Below are 17928 nucleotides of genomic sequence, written 5' to 3' on the forward strand. Positions count from 1 at the left end.
AGGACGGGCGGTGGGGGCGCCGGGGCCACGCGGACCACTCCCCCGCCGGGGGTCATGGGGGCCCAAATAAGGGGAGGGGCCCGGAACCGTGTGACACGGTTCCGGGCCCCTCCCGTACGTACGGCTCGGTCTCGGTCTCAGAACTGCTGGTCGCGCGCCGCGGCCGCCGCTGCGGCCTCGGCCGCCTTGCGGTCCTTCTCCGCCTGCTCCTCGGCCTCCATCTCGGCGAAGACGTCGATGGGCGGCGGAGCCTTGGCGAGGAAGACCCAGGTCAGATAGACCGCGAGCAGGAACGGCGGGATCTTCAGGGCGACCAGGACCCAGCCGAGCTGCGTGGTGTCGGCCCACCAGTACAGCGGGAAGAGGATCGCGCACTTGGCGAGCAGGATCAGGCCCCAGGCGTAGCTGGCCTTGGCGTACGCCTTCTTGCGGCCGGGGTTCCTGGTGCGCCAGGAGAGGTTCTCCTTGAACACCGGCCCCAGGATCAGACCGATCAGCGGCATCCCGGCGAGGGTGGTGACCAGGTAGGCCAGGGCCAGGCCGAGCGTGTAGAGCATGCCCGGCAGATAGAAGTCCTTGGCGTTGCCCGTCATCATCGCGAAGACCACGCCGAAGGCCACACCGAAGACGCCGCTGAAGGCGTGCTTGACGGTGTCCTTCCGGATCAGCCGCACGGCGACGAGGACCAGGGACACCACCAGGGCCGCGATGGCCGAGCTGTGCAGATCCTTGTTGATCGTGAAGATGGTGACGAACAGCAGCCCGGGAAGGACTGTCTCCACCATGCCCCGGACACCGCCGAACGCCTCGAAGAGCGCGGCCTCGGTGACCGTCTTCGCCTCGGCATCCTGCTGATCGGTGCGGGTGGTGCGGTCCGTGTCGGACGTCGGCTTGTCGAGAGACGTCACCGGCTACTCCTTGCCGAGCGGTCGGAGTTCGTATTTGGGGTTGAACAGCACCCGGCGCCCGTGACTCATGGCGATCCGGCCCGAGGCGATGAGCTTGCGGCCCGGCTCTATGCCCACGATGGAGCGCCGGCCCAGCCAGACAACGTCCAGCGGAGCGGTGCCGTCGAAGAGCTCGGCCTCCAGGGCGGGCACTCCGGCGCGCGGCCGCAGGGTGACGGTCCGCAAGGTACCAGTCACCTTCACGATCTGGCGGTCGGTGCATTCGGAGATCCGCGTGCAGCCCGAGGCCTGCGAGTCCTCCTGCAGCTCCTCGGACTCGAGGTCCTCCTGGGAGGTGGACAGCCGGTCGAGCATCCGCCGGAAGCGGCCGGACGGCTTGTCCGCCCTGCCGGACTTGTCGGATCGAGGAACAGCACTCATACCCGAAGGGTACCGGTCCCGGCTGCTCCGAGCGGGTGTCGACGGTCTCACTCGAACGAGTGACCGGGGACGGGTCCCGGAAGGCGGGCCGGCCGCCCTCGCCGATCGCGGTGGGGCGGCCCGGCCACCCGGCCGCCCCACCTGCCCCGCCGCTCGTTCAGCCACGCTCGAAGCGGTACCCCATGCCCGGTTCGGTGACGAAGTGCCGGGGGTGCGACGGGTCGGCCTCCAGCTTGCGCCGCAGCTGGGCCATGTAGACCCGCAGGTAGTTGGTCTCGGTGCCGTACGACGGCCCCCAGACCTCCTGGAGCAGCTGCTTCTGGCTGACCAGCCGGCCGCTGTTGCGGACCAGGACCTCCAACAGGTGCCACTCGGTGGGGGTGAGCCGCACGTCGCGTCCCTCGCGGTGGACCTTCTTCGCCGCCAGGTCGACGGTGAACCCCTCGGTCTCGACGATCACGACGTCGTCGGAGCCCTGCTGCCCGACGGGTTCGGCGCGGCGGACCGAGGCGCGCAACCGGGCCAGCAGCTCGTCCATGCCGAACGGCTTGGTGACGTAGTCGTCCGCACCGGCGTCCAGGGCCTCCACCTTCTCGTCGGAGGTGTGGCGGGCGGACAGGACGAGGATCGGCACCCGGGTCCAGCCGCGCAGCCCCCTGATCACCTCGACGCCGTCCATGTCCGGCAGCCCGAGGTCGAGGACGACGACGTCGGGGTGGCGGGCGGCGGCGAGCTGGAGGGCGGTCGCGCCGTCGGGCGCCGCGTCCACCTCGTACTTGCGCGCCTTCAGGTTGATCACGAGGGCGCGTACGATCTGCGGCTCGTCGTCGACCACAAGCACCCGGGTCATGGGGGCCCTGCCTTTCTGCTGTACGGCGATCTCCCGGGACGTACCGGAGATCATGAGGTGAACTGCGTGGTCATGGTCATGCGACGGACTGCGTGGTCGTGCGGTGACCGTGCCGCGTGGTCATGAAGTGTCCCGCACGGTCATGAGATGACCCGTGCGGGCAGGTCGGGGCTGACCGGAACGTATCCCGACGCCGCCTTGAGGGTCAGCACCATGGTGAGGCCGCCGCCGGGGGTGTCCTCGGCGTCCAGCGTGCCGCCCATGGACTCCACGAAGCCGCGGGCCACGGCGAGCCCCAGTCCGACGCCCGCGCCGCGCGGGGCGTCGCCGTAGCGCTGGAAGGGCTCGAAGATGCGCTCCTTGGCCTCGTCGGGGACTCCGGGGCCGCGGTCGGCCACCCGTAGCTCGACGCGTTCGCCGAGCGCGCTGGCGGCCACGGTGACGCGTTCCGCGTAGCGGCTGTACTTCACGGCGTTCTCGACGATGTTGGCGACGGCCCGTTCCAGCAGCCCGGGGTCGACCTCGACCATCGGCAGGGTCTCCGGGATGTCCAGGTCGACGCTGTCCTCGGGGACGCCGCCGAGCGCCATCGGGACCACCTCGTCGAGATCGATCTCGCGGATCAGCGGGGTGACGGTGCCGGTCTGGAGCCGGGACATGTCCAGGAGGTTGCCCACGAGGTGATCGAGGCGGTCGGCGCCGTTCTCGATGCCCTCCAGCAGTTCGGCCTGGTCCTCCTCGGACCAGGCGACGTCGTCGGAGCGCAGGGAGCTGACGGCGGCCTTGATGGCGGCGAGCGGGGTACGCAGATCGTGGCTGACGGCGGCGAGCAGCGCCGTCCTGATCCGGTTGCCCTCGGCGAGCCGCCGGGCCTCCTCCGCCTCGTCGACCAGGCGCTCCCGCTCCAGTACGACGGCGGCCTGCGCGGCGAACGCGCCGAGCACCCGCCGGTCCTCGGCGGGCAGCACCCGCCCGGAGAGCGCCAGCGCCATGTGGTCGCCGACGGGCATGTCCACATCGGCGTCCTCCGGCCGGGTCACCGGGCCCGGCCCGACGCTCCCGGCACATGTCCACGGGTCGACGTCGCTCCGGCGTTCCAGCAGGGCGACGGACTCCATGCCGAAGGTCTCGCGGACCCGGTCCAGGAGTGCGTCCAGCGTCGTCTCGCCGCGCAGCACACTGCCCGCCAGGAAGGAGAGGATCTCCGACTCGGCGCGCAGCCGGGCCGCCTGATGGGTGCGGCGGGCCGCCAGATCGACGACCGAGGCGACCGAGACCGCCACCGCGAAGAAGATCACGATGGCGACGAAGTTCTCCGGGTCCTGCACCGTCAGGGTGTGGGTGGGCGGGGTGAACCAGTAGTTCAGCAGCAGCGAGCCGGCGGCGGCCGAGGCGAGGGCGGGCAGCAGTCCGCCGATCAGGGCCGCGGCGACCGTCATGAAGAGGAAGAGCAGTACGTCGTTGGCGAGCCCCGGACCATTGCCGAGGCCGCTCAGGAGCAGGGTGAGGAGGGCCGGGCCGCCCACCCCGACCACCCAGCCCCAGATGATCCGGACCCGGCCCAGCCGGGCACCGCGGGCGATGGGCAGGCCGCGGCCCTTGGCGACCTCTTCGTGGGTGACGATGTGGACGTCGAGGTCGGGGCCGGACTCCCGGGCGACGGTGGCGCCCACCCCGGGCCCGTAGATGTACTGCCAGGCCTTGCGGCGGCTGGAGCCGAGGACGATCTGCGTGGCATTCACCCCCCGGGCGAATTCGAGGAGCGCCGAGGGTATGTCGTCGCCTATGACGTGGTGGAACGTGCCGCCTAGGTCCTCCACGAGGGTGCGCTGGACGGTGAGTTCCTTGGGGGACGCGGAGGTCAGCCCGTCGCTGCGGGCGATGTACACGGCGAGGATCTCGCTGCCCGAGCCCTTGGCCGCCATCCGGGACGCGCGGCGGATGAGCGTACGGCCCTCGGGGCCGCCGGTGAGTCCGACGACGATGCGTTCGCGGGCCTGCCAGGTGGTGCGGATGTTGTGCTCGCCGCGGTACTGCTGGAGGTATTCGTCGACCCGGTCGGCGACCCAGAGCAGGGCCAGCTCGCGCAGGGCGGTCAGGTTGCCGGGGCGGAAGTAGTTGGACAGCGAGGCGTCGATCCGGTCCGGCTTGTAGATGTTGCCGTGGGCCATCCGGCGGCGCAGCGCCTGGGGCGACATGTCGACGAGTTCGAGCTGGTCGGCCCGGCGGACCACCTCGTCGGGGACGGTCTCGCGCTGCCGTACGCCGGTTATGGCCTCGACGACGTCCCCGAGCGACTCCAGGTGCTGGATGTTGACGGTGGACACCACGTCTATGCCGGCCTGGAGGAGTTCCTCGACGTCCTGCCAGCGCTTGGCGTTGCGGGAGCCCGGCACATTGGTGTGCGCCAGTTCGTCCACCAGGGCGACGGCGGGGGCTCGCTCCAGGACCGCGTCGACGTCCATCTCGGTGAAGACGGCGGAGCGGTACTCGATCTCGCGGCGCCGGACCTGTTCCAGGCCGTGCAGCATGACCTCGGTGCGTGGCCGGTCGTGGTGCTCCACGAAGGCGACGACGCAGTCGGTGCCCCGCTCCACCCGTCGATGGGCCTCGGAGAGCATCGCGTACGTCTTGCCGACGCCGGGTGCCGCACCCAGGTAGATCCGAAGCTTGCCGCGTGCCATGGCCCCATTGTCTTCTCTTGAACCCGGCTGCGTCCGATGCGGCAGCCGCTTCGAAGTTACCCCGCAGATTGTCGACAAATGGGGCAGCGGGTGGGGCGAGGGACCGAATTGACAGGATTCTGACGCCGCGGACGGGCCATGGAGGGACCGCGGACGGCCGTGGCCGGGCCGTGGACCAGCCACTTGGCGCGCCCCGGAAGGCGCCCGGCGGCTCCGCCCCCTACGCGTCCTCGACGATGTGGCCGTCGCTCAGTTCCAGCACCCGGTCCGCCAGCCCCAGCAGCTGGGCGTCGTGGGTCGCCACCAGTGCCGTGACGCCCTCGCTCCGCACCACCGCCCGGAGCAGCTCCATCACCGCGAGCCCGGTCTCCGCGTCGAGCTGCCCGGTCGGCTCGTCCGCGATCAGCAGGGCGGGCCGGTTGGCGAGTGCGCGGGCGATGGCGACGCGCTGCTGCTGGCCTCCGGACAGCTCGCCGGGGCGCTGGGCCGCGTGGTCGGCGAGGCCGACCAGGGAGAGCAGCAGCGCCACCCGGTCCTCGCGCTCCTGCGGGTCCGCCTTGCGCAGCCGCATGGGCACGCCGACGTTCTCCGCCGCGGTCAGGATCGGGATGAGCCCGAACGACTGGAAGATGAAGCCGATCCGGTCCCGGCGCATGGCCAGGCGTCCGTCCTCGCCGAGCTCGGCGAGGTCCGTGCCGTCGACGGTGATCCGGCCGCCGTCGGGGCTGTCGAGCCCGCCGAGCAGGTTGAGGAGGGTCGTCTTGCCCGAGCCCGAGCGGCCCTTGAGCGCGACCAGCTCACCACGCGGAACCTCGAAGGACACCCCCCGCAGCGCGTGCACCGCTCCGGCACCGGAGCCGTACGAACGGTGCAGGTCCTCGACCCGGACCATGGGCCCGTCGGCCGGTTGCTCCGCGACTGCGGTACCGCCCTGCCCGTCGGTGCCCGCCCGGTCGGTGCGCTCGGTCATGTCTCTCCCCGTAAACGTGCTCGGTCCCCGTAGTCGGCCAGTATGTGCAATGCACACAGCGCTCGACAATGGCCGGCGACCGCCGGACACCGATGTGGCCGTCCTCGGCGCCGGGCAGGGACAGGGGAAGCAGGCGTGACGGGACGCCGTCACCGGGGAAACGGGCGTGGCGGGACGCCGGGTCCGGCCCGGCGCCCCGCCACGTCCGGCCTTCTCAGGCCCTGCTCACTTCATCGCTCACTTCACCAGCTGCTTGAGCGCGATGTTGAGCTGGAGGACATTGACCCTCGGCTCCCCCACGAAGCCCAGGATCCGGCCGTCGGTGTGCTGTTCGACGAGCTTCTCCACCTGACCGACGGGGAGGTGGTTCCGCTCGGCCACCCGGCGCACCTGGAGCTGCGCGTACTCCGGGGAGATGGCCGGGTCGAGGCCGGAACCGGAGGAGGTGACGGCGTCGGCCGGCACGTCCGAGGGGCTGACCGTGTGGCCCGGGACGGAGTTGTCCTTGACCACGGCGGCCTTGGCGGCCTTCACCCAGTCGATGAGTTCCTTGTTGTCGCCGGAGCGGTTGGTCGCGCCGGAGAGGATCAGCTTGTACTGGGTGTTGACGCTGTTGGTGCCCAGGCCGTTGGAGGGGCGCGGCTGGAACCACTTGAGGTCCGGGGCCGCGGTCTCCTGCCCCTTCTTCAGCGGCAGGTCGTAGCGCTGGCCGATGAGTTCGGAGCCGACGACCTCGCCGTTCTCGGTGATCTCGGAGCCGTTGGCCTTGTCGGGGAAGATGCCCTGGGCGACGCCGGTGACGGCGAGCGGGTAGAGCACGCCGCAGACGACGGTGAGGACGAGCAGGGCGCGCAGCCCGGCCCAGAGCAACCGGGCGGTGTTTGCTACGGAGTTGTTCATGGAGGTCAGCCGATTCCTGGATTCAGTTCAGCCCGGGTACGAGGGAGATGATCATGTCGATGATCTTGATGCCGATGAACGGGGCGACCAGACCGCCGAGTCCGTAGATCCCGAGGTTGCGCCGGAGCATCGAATCGGCGCTGCTGGGCCGGTAGCGCACGCCCTTCAGGGCGAGCGGCACCAGCGCGACGATGATCAGCGCGTTGAAGACGACGGCCGACAGGATCGCGGACTGGGGCGAGGACAGCTGCATGATGTTGAGCTTGTCCAGGCCCGGATAGACCACGGCGAACATCGCGGGGATGATCGCGAAGTACTTCGCGACGTCGTTGGCGATCGAGAAGGTGGTCAGGGCGCCACGCGTGATGAGCAGCTGCTTGCCGATCTCGACGATCTCGATCAGCTTCGTGGGGTTGGAGTCCAGGTCCACCATGTTCCCGGCCTCCTTGGCGGCCGAGGTGCCGGTGTTCATGGCCACGCCGACATCGGCCTGGGCGAGCGCCGGGGCGTCGTTCGTGCCGTCGCCGGTCATCGCGACGAGCTTGCCGCCCGCCTGCTCCCGCTTGATGAGGGCCATCTTGTCCTCGGGCGTGGCCTCGGCGAGGAAGTCGTCGACGCCGGCCTCATCGGCGATGGCCTTCGCGGTCAGCGGGTTGTCGCCGGTGATCATGACCGTACGGATGCCCATCCGGCGCAGCTCGTCGAACCGCTCCCGCATGCCCTCCTTGACGACGTCCTTGAGGTGGATGACACCCAGGACCCGGGCCCCCTGCTCGTCCTCCAGGGCCACCAGCAGCGGCGTGCCGCCCGCCTCGGAGATCCTGTCGGTGAGTACCTGCGCGTCCGGCGAGACGCTGCCGCCGCGCTCCTTGACCCAGGCGACGACCGAACCGGTGGCACCCTTGCGGACCTTGCGCCCGTCCACGTCGACGCCGGACATGCGCGTCTGGGCGGTGAACGCGACCCACTCGGCGTGCCGCAGCTCGCCCTGGTGGCGCTCGCGCAGCCCGTACTTCTCCTTGGCGAGCACGACGATCGAGCGGCCCTCCGGCGTCTCGTCGGCCAGCGAGGAGAGCTGGGCCGCGTCGGCCAGTTCGGCCTCCGTCGTGCCCTTGACGGGTACGAATTCGGCGGCCTGCCGGTTGCCGAGCGTGATGGTGCCGGTCTTGTCCAGCAGCAGCGTCGAGACGTCCCCGGCGGCCTCGACGGCCCGCCCCGACATGGCGAGCACATTGCGCTGCACCAGGCGGTCCATGCCGGCGATGCCGATCGCGGAGAGCAGTGCGCCGATCGTCGTCGGGATCAGACAGACCAGCAGCGCGGTCAGCACGATCATCGACTGCCGCTGCCCGGCGTAGATCGCGAAGGGCTGGAGGGTGACGACGGCGAGCAGGAAGACGATGGTGAGGGACGCGAGGAGGATGTTCAGCGCGATCTCGTTGGGCGTCTTCTGCCGGGCGGCGCCCTCGACCAGGGCGATCATCCGGTCGATGAACGTCTCACCGGGCTTGGTGGTGATCTTGACGACGATGCGGTCGGAGAGCACCTTCGTACCTCCGGTAACGGCGCTCCGGTCACCGCCGGACTCCCGGATGACCGGGGCGGACTCGCCGGTGATCGCGGATTCGTCGACGCTCGCGACGCCCTCGACGACGTCTCCGTCGCCGGGGATGATGTCACCGGCCTCGCAGACCACCAGATCACCGACGTGCAGGTCGGTGCCGGGCACCCGCTCCTCGTTCCTGCCGATCAGCCGCCGGGCGACGGTGTCGGTCTTGGCCTTGCGAAGCGTGTCGGCCTGCGCCTTGCCACGGCCCTCGGCGACCGCCTCCGCCAGGTTGGCGAAGATCGTGGTCAGCCAGAGCCAGGCCGCGATCGCCCAGCCGAACCACTCCCCCGGGTCCAGGCACGCCAGCACGGTGGTGAACACCGAACCGATCAGCACGACGAACATGACCGGGGACTTGACCATCACCCGGGGGTCGAGCTTGCGTACGGCGTCGGGGAAGGACCGGATCAGCTGCGCGGGGTCGAACAGGCCCGCGCCGACGCGTCCTTCGCTCTGGTGACCCGTGGGCGCGTCCTGGTGCGGTGCCCGGGTGGGGGTGACAGTGGACATCGAGTCCTCTTGCTCCGTACGAGTGGTCATGACGCCAGCCCTTCGGCCAGCGGCCCCAGCGCCAGGGCCGGGAAGTAGGTCAGCCCGGTGATGATCAGGATCGTGCCGACCAGCAGTCCGCTGAACAGCGGCTTGTGCGTGCCGAGGGTTCCCACGGTCGCCGGTACGGGCTTCTGCTCGGCGAGCGAGCCGGCCAGCGCCAGGATGAACACCATCGGCAGGAACCGGCCGAGCAGCATCGCGAGACCGATCGTGGTGTTGAACCACTGCGTGTCCGCGTTGAGCCCGGCGAACGCCGAACCGTTGTTGTTCGCGCCCGAGGTGTAGGCGTAGAGGATCTCGGAGAATCCGTGTGCGCCGGTGTTGGTCATCGAGTGGGGCGGGGTGGGCAGCGCCATCGCCGCAGCGGTGAAGCAGAGCACCAGCGTCGGGGTGATCAGGATGTAGCAGGCCGCGAGCTTGATCTCACGGGTGCCGATCTTCTTGCCGAGGTACTCCGGCGTACGGCCGACCATCAGCCCGGCGATGAACACCGCGATGATCGCCATGACGAGCATCCCGTAGAGGCCGGAGCCGACGCCTCCGGGCGCGATCTCGCCGAGCTGCATGCCCAGCATGGTGATCCCGCCGCCGAAGCCGGTGTACGAGGAGTGGAAGGAGTTCACCGCACCGGTGGAGGTGAGGGTCGTGGCCACCGCGAAGATCGACGAGCCGGCGATCCCGAACCGGGTCTCCTTGCCCTCCATGGCCCCGCCCGCGATGTCGAACGCGGGCCCGTGGTGGGCGAATTCGGTCCACATCATCAGGGTGGTGAAGCCCAGCCAGATGACGCCCATCGTCGCGAGGATCGCGTAACCCTGCTTGAGCGAGCCGACCATCCGGCCGAAGGTCCGGGTCAGCGCGAAGGGGATGACCAGGATCAGGAAGATCTCAAGGAGGTTGGAAAGCCCGTTGGGGTTCTCGAACGGGTGGGACGAGTTGGCGTTGAAGTATCCGCCACCGTTCGTCCCCAGCTCCTTGATGGCCTCCTGGGAGGCCACAGCGCCACCGTTCCACTGCTGCGAGCCGCCCATGAACTGCCCGACCTCGTGGATGCCGGCGAAGTTCTGGATCGCGCCGCACGCCACCAGCAGCAGCGCACCGACCGCGGCTATCGGCAGCAGGATCCGTACGGTGCCGCGCACCAGGTCGGACCAGAAGTTGCCGAGTTCACCGGTGCGGGAGCGTGCGAAGCCGCGTACGAGGGCCACCGCCACGGCCATGCCGACGGCGGCCGAGACGAAGTTCTGCACCGCGAGGCCGCCGGTCTGCACGACGTGGCCCATGGCCTGCTCGCCGTAGTACGACTGCCAGTTGGTGTTGGCGACGAACGACGCGGCCGTGTTGAACGCCTGGTCCGGGTCGATCGAGGCGAAGCCGAGCGAACCGGGCAGCGAGCCCTGGAGCCGCTGCAGCAGATAGAGGAAGAGGACGCTCACCGCGGAGAAGGCGAGCACCCCGCGCAGATACGCGGGCCAGCGCATCTGCGTGTTCGGGTCGGCGCCGACGGCCTTGTACATCCACTTCTCGACCCGGAGATGCTTCGTCGAGGAGTAGACGCCGGCCATGTAGTCGCCGAGCGGACGGTACGCCAGCCCCAGCGCCACCACGAGCGCGAGGACCTGGAGCACACCAGCGAGGACGGGGCTCATATCGCGCTCAGAACCTCTCGGGGTACAGAAGGGCGAGGACGAGATAGCCCAGCAGGGCGACGGCCACTACCAGACCGACGATGTTCTCGGCAGTCACAGCTTCGCCACCCCCTTGGCGACGAGAGCCACCAGCGCGAAGACCGCGATCGTGGTGACGACGAAGGCCACATCGGCCATCGTGTGCTCCTAGATGAGGTACGGATTCTCGGACCTCTTGAGCAAACCTCCCGCCACGCCCCTTCTGGCCTGCGTTGATGTCTTCCTTACGGGGAACGGCGGGCCCTTGACGGCGCACATACGTGCCCCATACGCGCCCCATACGCACGCCTTCCGTGCGCTGCTCGTCGCACTGTCCGGAAACCGCTCCTGACGCAGAACGGCCGGTGGGCCGCACCCCCTCGCAAGGGGATACGGCCCACCGGCCGAAGCTGTGCCGGGCGGCTGCCCGGACCCGTTCAGCGCACCTCGGTGATCTCGGGTCCGCGCTGGAGCTGGCCCATGCCACCGGAGAACTTCGAGCTCTCCTGGCTCTCCTGCTGGACCCCTTCGGGGACCATCTGGGCATCGTTGGGCAGCTTGAGGACGATCGGGTCGCGCGGCGCCATGGGACCCTCGCCCCGGACGACCACGGTGTCCCGGAAGATCGTCTCCAGCAGCCCGGCGGCCTCCGGCTGCACGGCGCCCTGGCCGGAGATCACTCCGCGCAGGAACCAGCGCGGACCGTCGACGCCGACGAAACGCACCAGCTGCACGCCGTTCGTCCCGTCCGGGAGCTGTACGGGGACCTGGGCACGCAGCTCCCAGCCCAGCGGGCCCTCGACCTCGTCGATGATCCCGCCCTGCTGGGTGATGCCGGAGGCGATCTCCTCGCGGACCTCGCCCCAGATGCCCTCCTTCTTGGGCGCGGCGAAGGCCTGGAGCTGGACGGCGCTGTCGCGCAGCACCACGGTCGCGGCGACGATCGCGTCACCGGCCACCTCCACGCGCAGTTCCATGCCCTCGACGCCGGGCACGAAGATGCCGCCCAGATCGACCCGGCCCTCGGCGGGCTGGGAGACCTCGGAGATGTCCCACGGTCCGTCCGGCCGCGGCGCCGGCGGGAGGTTCACCCGACGCGAGCCGCTGTCGGCGGCGTCGGTGCCATCGAGCTCGTCGACGACCTGCTCGGCCTCGCGCGCTTCGTCCGCCGCGTCCTCGGCGGAACCACTCTTCTTGCGACGTCCGAACACGTCACTGTCCTTCCCGGTCGGGTACGACCGAAGCGTAGCTGTTCCCGCCCTGGGTGTTCCCGCCCCTGACGCCATCGACATCACCGGAGGCATGCCCTCCGGTGGATCCGAAGCCTCCCTCGCCGCGGGCCGAGCCCGGCAGCTCCGCCACCTCGTGGAAGCGCACCTTCTCGACCTGCTGGACGACCAGTTGGGCAATCCGGTCGAACCGCTCGAACCGCACGGGCTCTCGCGGGTCGAGGTTGATGACGATCACCTTGATCTCTCCACGGTACCCGGCATCAACCGTCCCCGGGGCATTCACCAGGGCGACTCCGCAGCGTGCGGCGAGGCCGGAGCGCGCGTGGACGAACGCGGCGTATCCGTCGGGCAGCGCGATCGACACCCCGGTGGGCAGCACCGCGCGCTCGCCGGGAGCGAGCTCGACGGCCTCGGTGGTCACGAGGTCCACCCCGGCGTCGCCCGGGTGCCCATAGGCCGGAATCGGCACGTCCGGGTCGACCCGGCGGATCAGTACGTCCACGGACCGGCGCATCAGGGGTTCACCTCGAAGGCACGGGCACGCCTGACCTGGTCCGGGTCGGCCATCGCCGCCTGGATCTCGGCCGGGCGGCCGTTCTCGATGAAGTGGTCGACCTTGACCTCGATGAAGAGGGCCTCGGCGCGGACCGCCACGGGCCCGTCCGGCCCGCCGATCCGGCCGGTCGCCCGGGAGTAGATCTTCCGGCCGTGCACCGCGGTTATCTCGGCGTCGAGGTACAGCACGGTGTCCACCGGCACCGGACGCACGAAGTCGGTCTCCAGCCGTCCGGTCACGGCGATCACCCGCAGGAGCCAGTTCAGCGAGCCGAGCGTCTCGTCCAGCGCGGTGGTCAGGATGCCGCCGTGCGCCAGCCCCGGGGCACCCTGATGGGCGGCCTTCACGGTGAACTCGGCGGTGACGCCGACACCGTCGCCGGCCCGCGCCTGGAGGTGCAGCCCGTGCTGCTGTCCCTCGCCGCAGCCGAAACAGTGTTCGTAGTGCGCGCCGAGGAGTTCGCCGGGGGCGGGGGCTTCGGGGTGCCGGACCGGTTTCACCGCGTCGGCCGGGGGCTTCAGAGCCGCAGATGTTCCACTCACAGGCGCAGACCTTACCCGCGCGGCTACCCGCGGGTCGCGCCGTGCCAAGCTTGGGCTCATGCAGCCTTCCACCCCGCCTTTCGACGAACGACTGACCGCACCCCGTTCGTGGTGGCTCATCGCCTTCCTGGTCGGCATCGCCTGTGCGCTGATGCTGCTTCCGCTCGGCACCCTGCCGCTGCTGGCCGGCCTGGTGGGCGGCACGGCCCTGTCGGCGGTCGCGGTGAGCTCGTACGGCTCGGCCAGGATCCGGGTCGTGGCGGGCGCCCTGGTCGCCGGCGACGCGCGGATCCCCGTGACGGCGCTCGGCGAGGCCGAGGTGCTGGAGGGGGAGGAGGCGCGCGCGTGGCGCACGTACAAGGCGGACACCCGGGCGTTCATGCTGCTGCGCAGCTACATCCCGACGGCGGTCCGGGTGGAGATCACCGACCCGCAGGACCCGACCCCGTACGTCTATCTCTCGACCCGCGAGCCGCAGGCCCTGGTGGCGGCGCTCACGGCCGTACGCGCCTGATCCGGGCGGGGACGGCCCAGGCCCTCGGCCGGGCCGTCAGGGCCGTTCACAGCCCCTGCATCCCTGGGGCATGATCCGAACGAAGGACCCTGAGGGCTGTCCCGTAATCCCTGGTGGATCAGCGTGCGGCGTCGGACGCGGTGCATCGCAAGGCGGAGGGACGCCCGAACACTGGGCGTATTCGGGCGTTCCGACAACGCGGCGGGGTGCCTTGCCTGTCGTCGCACGCCCGCCAGGGATTACGGGACAGCCCTCAGGCCTCCAGCTCGCCCGGCAGGGGTCCGCGCGGGCCCACCTGCCGCTCCAGCGGAGGCAACTCCGGTAGCCGGTCCCAGGGGACCTGGCGCTTGCGCAGGTCCTTCCTGACGCGCTCGGCGAGCTTTCTGGTGTCGCGCCGGTTCATCATCGCGCCGACGGCGGCGCCGATCATGAACGGGACCAGGTTGGGCAGATCGCGTGCCATGCGCTTCATGATCTGCTGGCGCAGCTCGCGCTTCATCTGGCCGCCCAGCGCGGCGTTGACCGTCGCGGGGTGGGCGGCATCGATTCCGCGCTCCTCCGTCCAGGACGTGAGGTAGGCGCTGGAACGCCGACCGAGCCCGCCCGGCGGGCGCTGTCCGTAGACCTCGTGCAACTCGGCGACGAGCTTCATCTCGATCGCGGCCACACCGGTGATCTCCGCCGCCAGCTCGGCGAGCATGGCGGGCGGTACGGGCATCATCGCCGCCGCGCCGATTCCTGCGCCGATGGTGGCGGTGCCCTTGCTCGCGCCTGCGATGAGCTTGTCGGCGAGCTCCTCCGGGCCGAGCCCGGGGAACTGCTTGCGCAGGGTGGCGAGATCGCGCACAGGGACGCGGGGAGCGTTCTCGATGATCAGGTCGGCGATATGACCGATCGCCGCCTTGGCGCTCTCCCCGCCCTTGCGTACGCCCCGTTTCACTGAACTCAGACGGCCTGCCCCGGTCACGGGCTCCGTCCTGTCGACCTGTCCGGCCCCATCGGCCGCGTCGACTTCCTCGATCGCCGCGTGCGCTTCTTCGATGGCCGCGACGACTGCTTCGAGCGAGGCCGACCGGCCTCGCTCGCCGTCCCGCTCGCCCTGGGAGGGTGGCAGGGCGGACCGCTCGGCAGGCGTTGTCACGCCTTCTGCCGGGCCTGTGCCGCCCTGATACGCCTCCGACGACCTCTTGCGCCGCAAGCGCCGCTTCCGGAACGGTGTGTCGCCTGCCACGGCCGGTGCGACCTAGTCGCAGTCGCGGCAGATCGGCTGGCCGTTCTTCTCGCGTGCCAGCTGGCTCCTGTGGTGCACGAGGAAGCAGCTCATGCACGTGAACTCGTCGGCCTGCTTGGGCAGGACCCTGACGGCCAGCTCTTCGTTGGACAGGTCTGCGCCGGGCAGCTCCAGTCCTTCGGCCGCGTCGAATTCGTCGACGTCGACGGCGGACGCCGTCTTGTCGCTCCGGCGAGCCTTGAGTTCTTCGAGGCTGTCCTGGTCGACGTCGTCATCGGTCTTGCGTGGGGTGTCGTAATCCGTTGCCATGTCGCTCTCCCCCTCTGGGTGTCTGCGGTGTCTCAGCGCACGTAACGCGTGAGAGGCCGGACTTGTGCCCGACCCGAGGCGGAGATTTTGCCTCACATCAAGGTCTGTTACTCAATCGACACCCAAAAGGGCCGCTCGGGAGTGGCCGGCTTGGGTGGCGATGGGGACCGTACACGGTCCCGGTGTCGCGCTTCACGGGCGCCACCCCGTGTACTTCCCGTGATATCGGGCCCCGAAAACCCCGACTTTTGCGGGTTTTCCGGTGGGGCCCCTGATCACGGAGCGTTGACGGTCCGAAATTCGCTCCTGTGATCGATCACACACGGACGATCCGGACGCAGGTCCCGAAAATTCCGCTCAAAGCGAACAAATTAATTCGCACCCGGACCGGTCCGCCCTGCCGTCTCAGACAGGCAGTGAGACGCGCATCACAAGACCACCCCCTTCGCGGGGCTCCGCGATGATACGGCCGCCGTGTGCGCGCGCCACGGAGCGCGCGATCGACAGGCCGAGCCCGACCCCCTTGTCGCTGCCCGTTCGCTCCGTACGGAGCCGTCTGAAGGGCTCGAAGAGGTTGTCGATCTCGTACGCCGGCACCACTGGACCGGTGTTCGAGACCACCAGCAGGGCCTGGCCGCCCTGGAGCTCGGTGGTGACCTCCACCCAGCCCTCCTCCGGGACGTTGTAGCGCACGGCGTTCTGTACGAGGTTCAGCGCGATCCGCTCCAGCAGGACGCCGTTGCCCTGGACGACGGCCGGGGCACGCTCGCCGCGGATCTCCACGCCTCGTTCCTCGGCCTCGCCACGGGTCTGGTCGATCGCGCGCGAGGCGACCTCCGCGAGGTCGACCGGTTTGCGCTCGACGATCTGGTTGTCGCTGCGGGCCAGCAGCAGCAGGCCCTCGACCAGCTGCTCACTGCGCTCGTTGGTGGCCAGCAGGGTCTTGCCGAGCTGTTTCAGCTCCGGCGGGGCCTGGGGGTCGGACAGGTGGACCTCCAGCAGCGTGCGGTTGATCGCGAGCGGCGTGCGCAGCTCGTGCGACGCGTTGCCGACGAACCGCTGCTGGGCGGTGAAGGCCCGCTCCAGGCGGTCGAGCATCTCGTCGAAGGTGTCGGCGAGCTCCTTCAGCTCGTCGTCCGGGCCGTCCAGCTCGATCCGGCGGGACAGGTCGGTCCCGGCCACCCGGCGGGCGGTGCGGGTGATCCGGCCCAGCGGCGAGAGCACGCGCCCGGCCATCGCGTAGCCGAAGGCGAAGGCAATGACGCTCAGTCCCACCAGGGCCAGCAGCGAGCGGTTCAGGAGCGTGTCGAGCGCCTGCTGCCGCTGATGGTTGACGCAGGAGTTCATCGCCGCGTTGAAGGCTTCCGGCGATGCCTTCTCCGGCAGGTTGCAGACATCGCTGCGGACCTGCCCGTTGACGATCTGGAACGGCAGCTCGCTGCCCACGTGCAGGGCCTGCGCGGCCAGCATGTAGATGATCGACAGCAGCAGGATGCCGGCGATCAGGAACATGCCGCCGTAGAGCAGCGTGAGCCGTATCCGGATGGTCGGGCGCAGCCAGTAGGGGGGCTCCTGCTGTTTGGGCTCCCAGGTGGGCTTCGGGGGCGCCGACGGCGGCGCGGGGGCGGTGGGCATCGGCCGTCAGATCCGGTAGCCGGAACCGGGCACCGTGACGATCACCGGCGGCTCGCCGAGTTTCCGGCGCAGCGTCATGACCGTCACCCGGACGACATTGGTGAACGGGTCGGTGTTCTCGTCCCAGGCCTTCTCCAGCAGCTGCTCGGCCGAGACGACCGCGCCCTCGCTGCGCATCAGGACCTCCAGCACGGCGAACTCCTTCGGTGCGAGCTGGACCTCCGTCTCGCCCCGGAAGACCTCGCGCCGGTTGGGGTCGAGCTTGATGCCGGCCCGCTCCAGGACGGGCGGCAGGGCCACCGTCGTACGCCGGCCGAGCGCCCGCACCCGCGCGGTGAGCTCGCTGAAGGCGAACGGCTTGGGCAGGTAGTCGTCGGCACCCAGCTCCAGGCCCTCGACGCGGTCGCTGACGTCGCCCGACGCGGTGAGCATCAGCACCCGGGTGGGCATGCCCAGCTCGACGATCCGACGGCAGACGTCGTCGCCGTGGACCAGGGGGAGGTCCCGGTCCAGCACGACGACGTCGTAGTCGTTGACCTCGATGCGCTCCAGGGCCGCCGCACCGTCGTACACGACATCGACGGCCATGGCCTCCCGGCGCAATCCGGTGGCCACCGCATCGGCGAGCAGTTGCTCGTCCTCCACGACGAGTACGCGCACGGCGCTGTCCTTCCTTAGGAACCTGTGTAGAAACTTCAGAACGTCCCGGAGTGCCCACAGTGCGTGGTCAGGACATCCGTCGGCACGGATCTGTGCGGCACCATCCTGCCCTCAACGCGCATAAACCGGCGGTAAGACGACGCCCCGCGACCTGGGGCTCGGCGGAATTCACCGGATTTTCGGGCCAGTTGAGGTTTCCCCGGGTTCCGGCCCGGGGAGGACGCATTCACACCCGAGATCACGCCTTGAATGTTGGCGTGCCACAGGCCACTCCGTCCCCGGAGAGCGCGTGATCACCCGCCCTACCGCCTCCGTGCGGAGGGAAACCCCGGGCACACCCCCGTGCCACCGACCCACGATGAGGGGGCGCATTATGGACGCTTTCACCGCAGGTCTGCTGCAGCGGATCAAGACCACCGAGTACGACCTCACCAGAGCTCGGGAGACGGGCGACGACTTCCTCGCGGACGTCGAGCAGAGCGAGCTGGACGACCTGCACCGCCTCGCCGCCGAGCACGGCGTCGAAATCGGCGCCACCAGCGTCTGAGCCCGGCGCGGGGGGGGGGGCCCCCCGGGCGGGGGGGGGGGGGGGGGGGCCGGGGCCGGGGGGGGGGGGCCCCCCCGGCCCGGGGGGGGGGGGCGCGCCCCGCCCGCCGCCCGGGGGGGGCGCGGGGGGGCGGGGGCGCCCC

At 70.1% G+C, this 17928-nt stretch carries 18 protein-coding genes; 2 read left to right on the forward strand and 16 right to left on the reverse strand.

What is annotated here, in order from left to right; translation table 11 throughout:
* Positions 1 to 137 precede the first annotated feature (137 nt).
* The 12 genes from ACFYY1_RS24315 to ACFYY1_RS24370 form a co-directional block, all read right to left on the reverse strand.
* Entirely contained in the window at positions 138 to 908 is a 771-nt protein-coding gene (locus ACFYY1_RS24315; RefSeq protein WP_388589021.1) for a DUF3159 domain-containing protein, read from the reverse strand.
* Positions 909 to 911: 3 nt separating this feature from the next.
* A complete protein-coding gene (locus ACFYY1_RS24320; RefSeq protein ID WP_388589023.1) occupies positions 912 to 1328 on the reverse strand; it encodes an OB-fold nucleic acid binding domain-containing protein in 417 nt (138 codons plus the stop codon).
* Positions 1329 to 1485: 157 nt separating this feature from the next.
* Positions 1486 to 2178 carry a response regulator gene (locus tag ACFYY1_RS24325; RefSeq protein ID WP_388589026.1) on the reverse strand — a complete coding sequence of 231 codons (693 nt, stop codon included), beginning with the start codon at positions 2176 to 2178 and terminating at the stop codon, positions 1486 to 1488.
* A 140-nt stretch (positions 2179 to 2318) separates the two neighbouring features.
* The gene (locus tag ACFYY1_RS24330; RefSeq protein ID WP_388589028.1) at positions 2319 to 4862 is read right to left on the reverse strand and encodes an ATP-binding protein; all 2544 of its coding nucleotides are present in this window, start codon (positions 4860 to 4862) and stop codon (positions 2319 to 2321) included.
* 220 nt (positions 4863 to 5082) lie between these two features.
* On the reverse strand, positions 5083 to 5832 hold the full coding sequence (locus ACFYY1_RS24335; protein ID WP_388589031.1) for an ABC transporter ATP-binding protein: 750 nt from the start codon (positions 5830 to 5832) through the stop codon (positions 5083 to 5085).
* A gap of 237 nt (positions 5833 to 6069) precedes the next feature.
* Complete coding sequence (locus ACFYY1_RS24340; RefSeq protein ID WP_388589034.1) at positions 6070 to 6732, reverse strand: potassium-transporting ATPase subunit C; 663 nt, start codon at positions 6730 to 6732, stop codon at positions 6070 to 6072.
* A gap of 22 nt (positions 6733 to 6754) precedes the next feature.
* Positions 6755 to 8881, reverse strand: a complete 2127-nt coding sequence (kdpB, locus tag ACFYY1_RS24345; protein WP_388589037.1) for a potassium-transporting ATPase subunit KdpB — start codon at positions 8879 to 8881, stop codon at positions 6755 to 6757.
* Positions 8878 to 10542, reverse strand: a complete 1665-nt coding sequence (kdpA, locus tag ACFYY1_RS24350; protein WP_388589040.1) for a potassium-transporting ATPase subunit KdpA — start codon at positions 10540 to 10542, stop codon at positions 8878 to 8880. Before kdpA ends, kdpB begins: the two co-directional genes overlap by 4 nt.
* 7 nt (positions 10543 to 10549) lie before the next feature.
* On the reverse strand, positions 10550 to 10639 hold the full coding sequence (kdpF, locus tag ACFYY1_RS24355; protein ID WP_078075662.1) for a K(+)-transporting ATPase subunit F: 90 nt from the start codon (positions 10637 to 10639) through the stop codon (positions 10550 to 10552).
* Positions 10640 to 10997: 358 nt separating this feature from the next.
* Positions 10998 to 11771: a DUF3710 domain-containing protein gene (locus ACFYY1_RS24360; protein ID WP_388589043.1), complete on the reverse strand. Its 774-nt coding sequence runs from the start codon at positions 11769 to 11771 to the stop codon at positions 10998 to 11000.
* 1 nt (position 11772) lies between these two features.
* Positions 11773 to 12306 (reverse strand): dUTP diphosphatase, encoded by a 534-nt coding sequence (gene dut / locus ACFYY1_RS24365; RefSeq protein ID WP_388589045.1) that lies wholly within the window; start codon positions 12304 to 12306, stop codon positions 11773 to 11775.
* Positions 12306 to 12890 (reverse strand): PaaI family thioesterase, encoded by a 585-nt coding sequence (locus ACFYY1_RS24370; protein WP_388589047.1) that lies wholly within the window; start codon positions 12888 to 12890, stop codon positions 12306 to 12308. The genes dut and ACFYY1_RS24370 overlap by 1 nt, the downstream gene beginning before the upstream one ends.
* Positions 12891 to 12948: 58 nt before the next feature.
* Here ACFYY1_RS24370 and ACFYY1_RS24375 point away from each other — a divergent pair, with 58 nt between their 5' ends.
* Positions 12949 to 13404, forward strand: a complete 456-nt coding sequence (locus ACFYY1_RS24375; RefSeq protein WP_388589050.1) for a DUF3093 domain-containing protein — start codon at positions 12949 to 12951, stop codon at positions 13402 to 13404.
* Positions 13405 to 13657: 253 nt separating this feature from the next.
* Here ACFYY1_RS24375 and ACFYY1_RS24380 read toward each other — a convergent pair whose 3' ends face one another.
* The 4 genes from ACFYY1_RS24380 to ACFYY1_RS24395 all read right to left on the reverse strand — a co-directional run bounded on the left by ACFYY1_RS24380 (position 13658) and on the right by ACFYY1_RS24395 (position 17239).
* Positions 13658 to 14635 (reverse strand): hypothetical protein, encoded by a 978-nt coding sequence (locus tag ACFYY1_RS24380; protein WP_388589053.1) that lies wholly within the window; start codon positions 14633 to 14635, stop codon positions 13658 to 13660.
* A gap of 12 nt (positions 14636 to 14647) precedes the next feature.
* A complete protein-coding gene (locus ACFYY1_RS24385) occupies positions 14648 to 14944 on the reverse strand; it encodes a DUF4193 domain-containing protein (protein ID WP_003965732.1) in 297 nt (98 codons plus the stop codon).
* Between the two features lie 405 nt (positions 14945 to 15349).
* Positions 15350 to 16579, reverse strand: coding sequence for a sensor histidine kinase (locus ACFYY1_RS24390; RefSeq protein ID WP_388589056.1), 1230 nt, complete (start codon positions 16577 to 16579; stop codon positions 15350 to 15352).
* Between the two features lie 6 nt (positions 16580 to 16585).
* The gene (locus tag ACFYY1_RS24395; protein ID WP_072485872.1) at positions 16586 to 17239 is read right to left on the reverse strand and encodes a response regulator transcription factor; all 654 of its coding nucleotides are present in this window, start codon (positions 17237 to 17239) and stop codon (positions 16586 to 16588) included.
* A gap of 373 nt (positions 17240 to 17612) precedes the next feature.
* Here ACFYY1_RS24395 and ACFYY1_RS24400 point away from each other — a divergent pair, with 373 nt between their 5' ends.
* Positions 17613 to 17786: a hypothetical protein gene (locus tag ACFYY1_RS24400; RefSeq protein ID WP_164495334.1), complete on the forward strand. Its 174-nt coding sequence runs from the start codon at positions 17613 to 17615 to the stop codon at positions 17784 to 17786.
* The last annotated feature ends 142 nt before the right edge of the window (positions 17787 to 17928 follow it).

Source organism: Streptomyces sp. NPDC001890 (assembly GCF_042891445.1).
GTDB lineage: Bacteria > Actinomycetota > Actinomycetes > Streptomycetales > Streptomycetaceae > Streptomyces.

What these genes read in the sequence shown, in the direction of transcription:
- ACFYY1_RS24400 (WP_164495334.1), top strand. Translation starts at nt 17,613, where the DNA reads ATGGACGCTTTCACCGCAGGTCTGCTGCAGCGGATCAAGACCACCGAG.
- dut (WP_388589045.1), bottom strand. Translation starts at nt 12,306, where the DNA reads ATGCGCCGGTCCGTGGACGTACTGATCCGCCGGGTCGACCCGGACGTG.
- ACFYY1_RS24375 (WP_388589050.1), top strand. Translation starts at nt 12,949, where the DNA reads ATGCAGCCTTCCACCCCGCCTTTCGACGAACGACTGACCGCACCCCGT.
- ACFYY1_RS24385 (WP_003965732.1), bottom strand. Translation starts at nt 14,944, where the DNA reads ATGGCAACGGATTACGACACCCCACGCAAGACCGATGACGACGTCGAC.
- ACFYY1_RS24325 (WP_388589026.1), bottom strand. Translation starts at nt 2,178, where the DNA reads ATGACCCGGGTGCTTGTGGTCGACGACGAGCCGCAGATCGTACGCGCC.
- ACFYY1_RS24330 (WP_388589028.1), bottom strand. Translation starts at nt 4,862, where the DNA reads ATGGCACGCGGCAAGCTTCGGATCTACCTGGGTGCGGCACCCGGCGTC.
- ACFYY1_RS24340 (WP_388589034.1), bottom strand. Translation starts at nt 6,732, where the DNA reads ATGAACAACTCCGTAGCAAACACCGCCCGGTTGCTCTGGGCCGGGCTG.
- kdpA (WP_388589040.1), bottom strand. Translation starts at nt 10,542, where the DNA reads ATGAGCCCCGTCCTCGCTGGTGTGCTCCAGGTCCTCGCGCTCGTGGTG.
- ACFYY1_RS24320 (WP_388589023.1), bottom strand. Translation starts at nt 1,328, where the DNA reads ATGAGTGCTGTTCCTCGATCCGACAAGTCCGGCAGGGCGGACAAGCCG.
- ACFYY1_RS24335 (WP_388589031.1), bottom strand. Translation starts at nt 5,832, where the DNA reads ATGACCGAGCGCACCGACCGGGCGGGCACCGACGGGCAGGGCGGTACC.
- kdpB (WP_388589037.1), bottom strand. Translation starts at nt 8,881, where the DNA reads ATGACCACTCGTACGGAGCAAGAGGACTCGATGTCCACTGTCACCCCC.
- ACFYY1_RS24390 (WP_388589056.1), bottom strand. Translation starts at nt 16,579, where the DNA reads ATGCCCACCGCCCCCGCGCCGCCGTCGGCGCCCCCGAAGCCCACCTGG.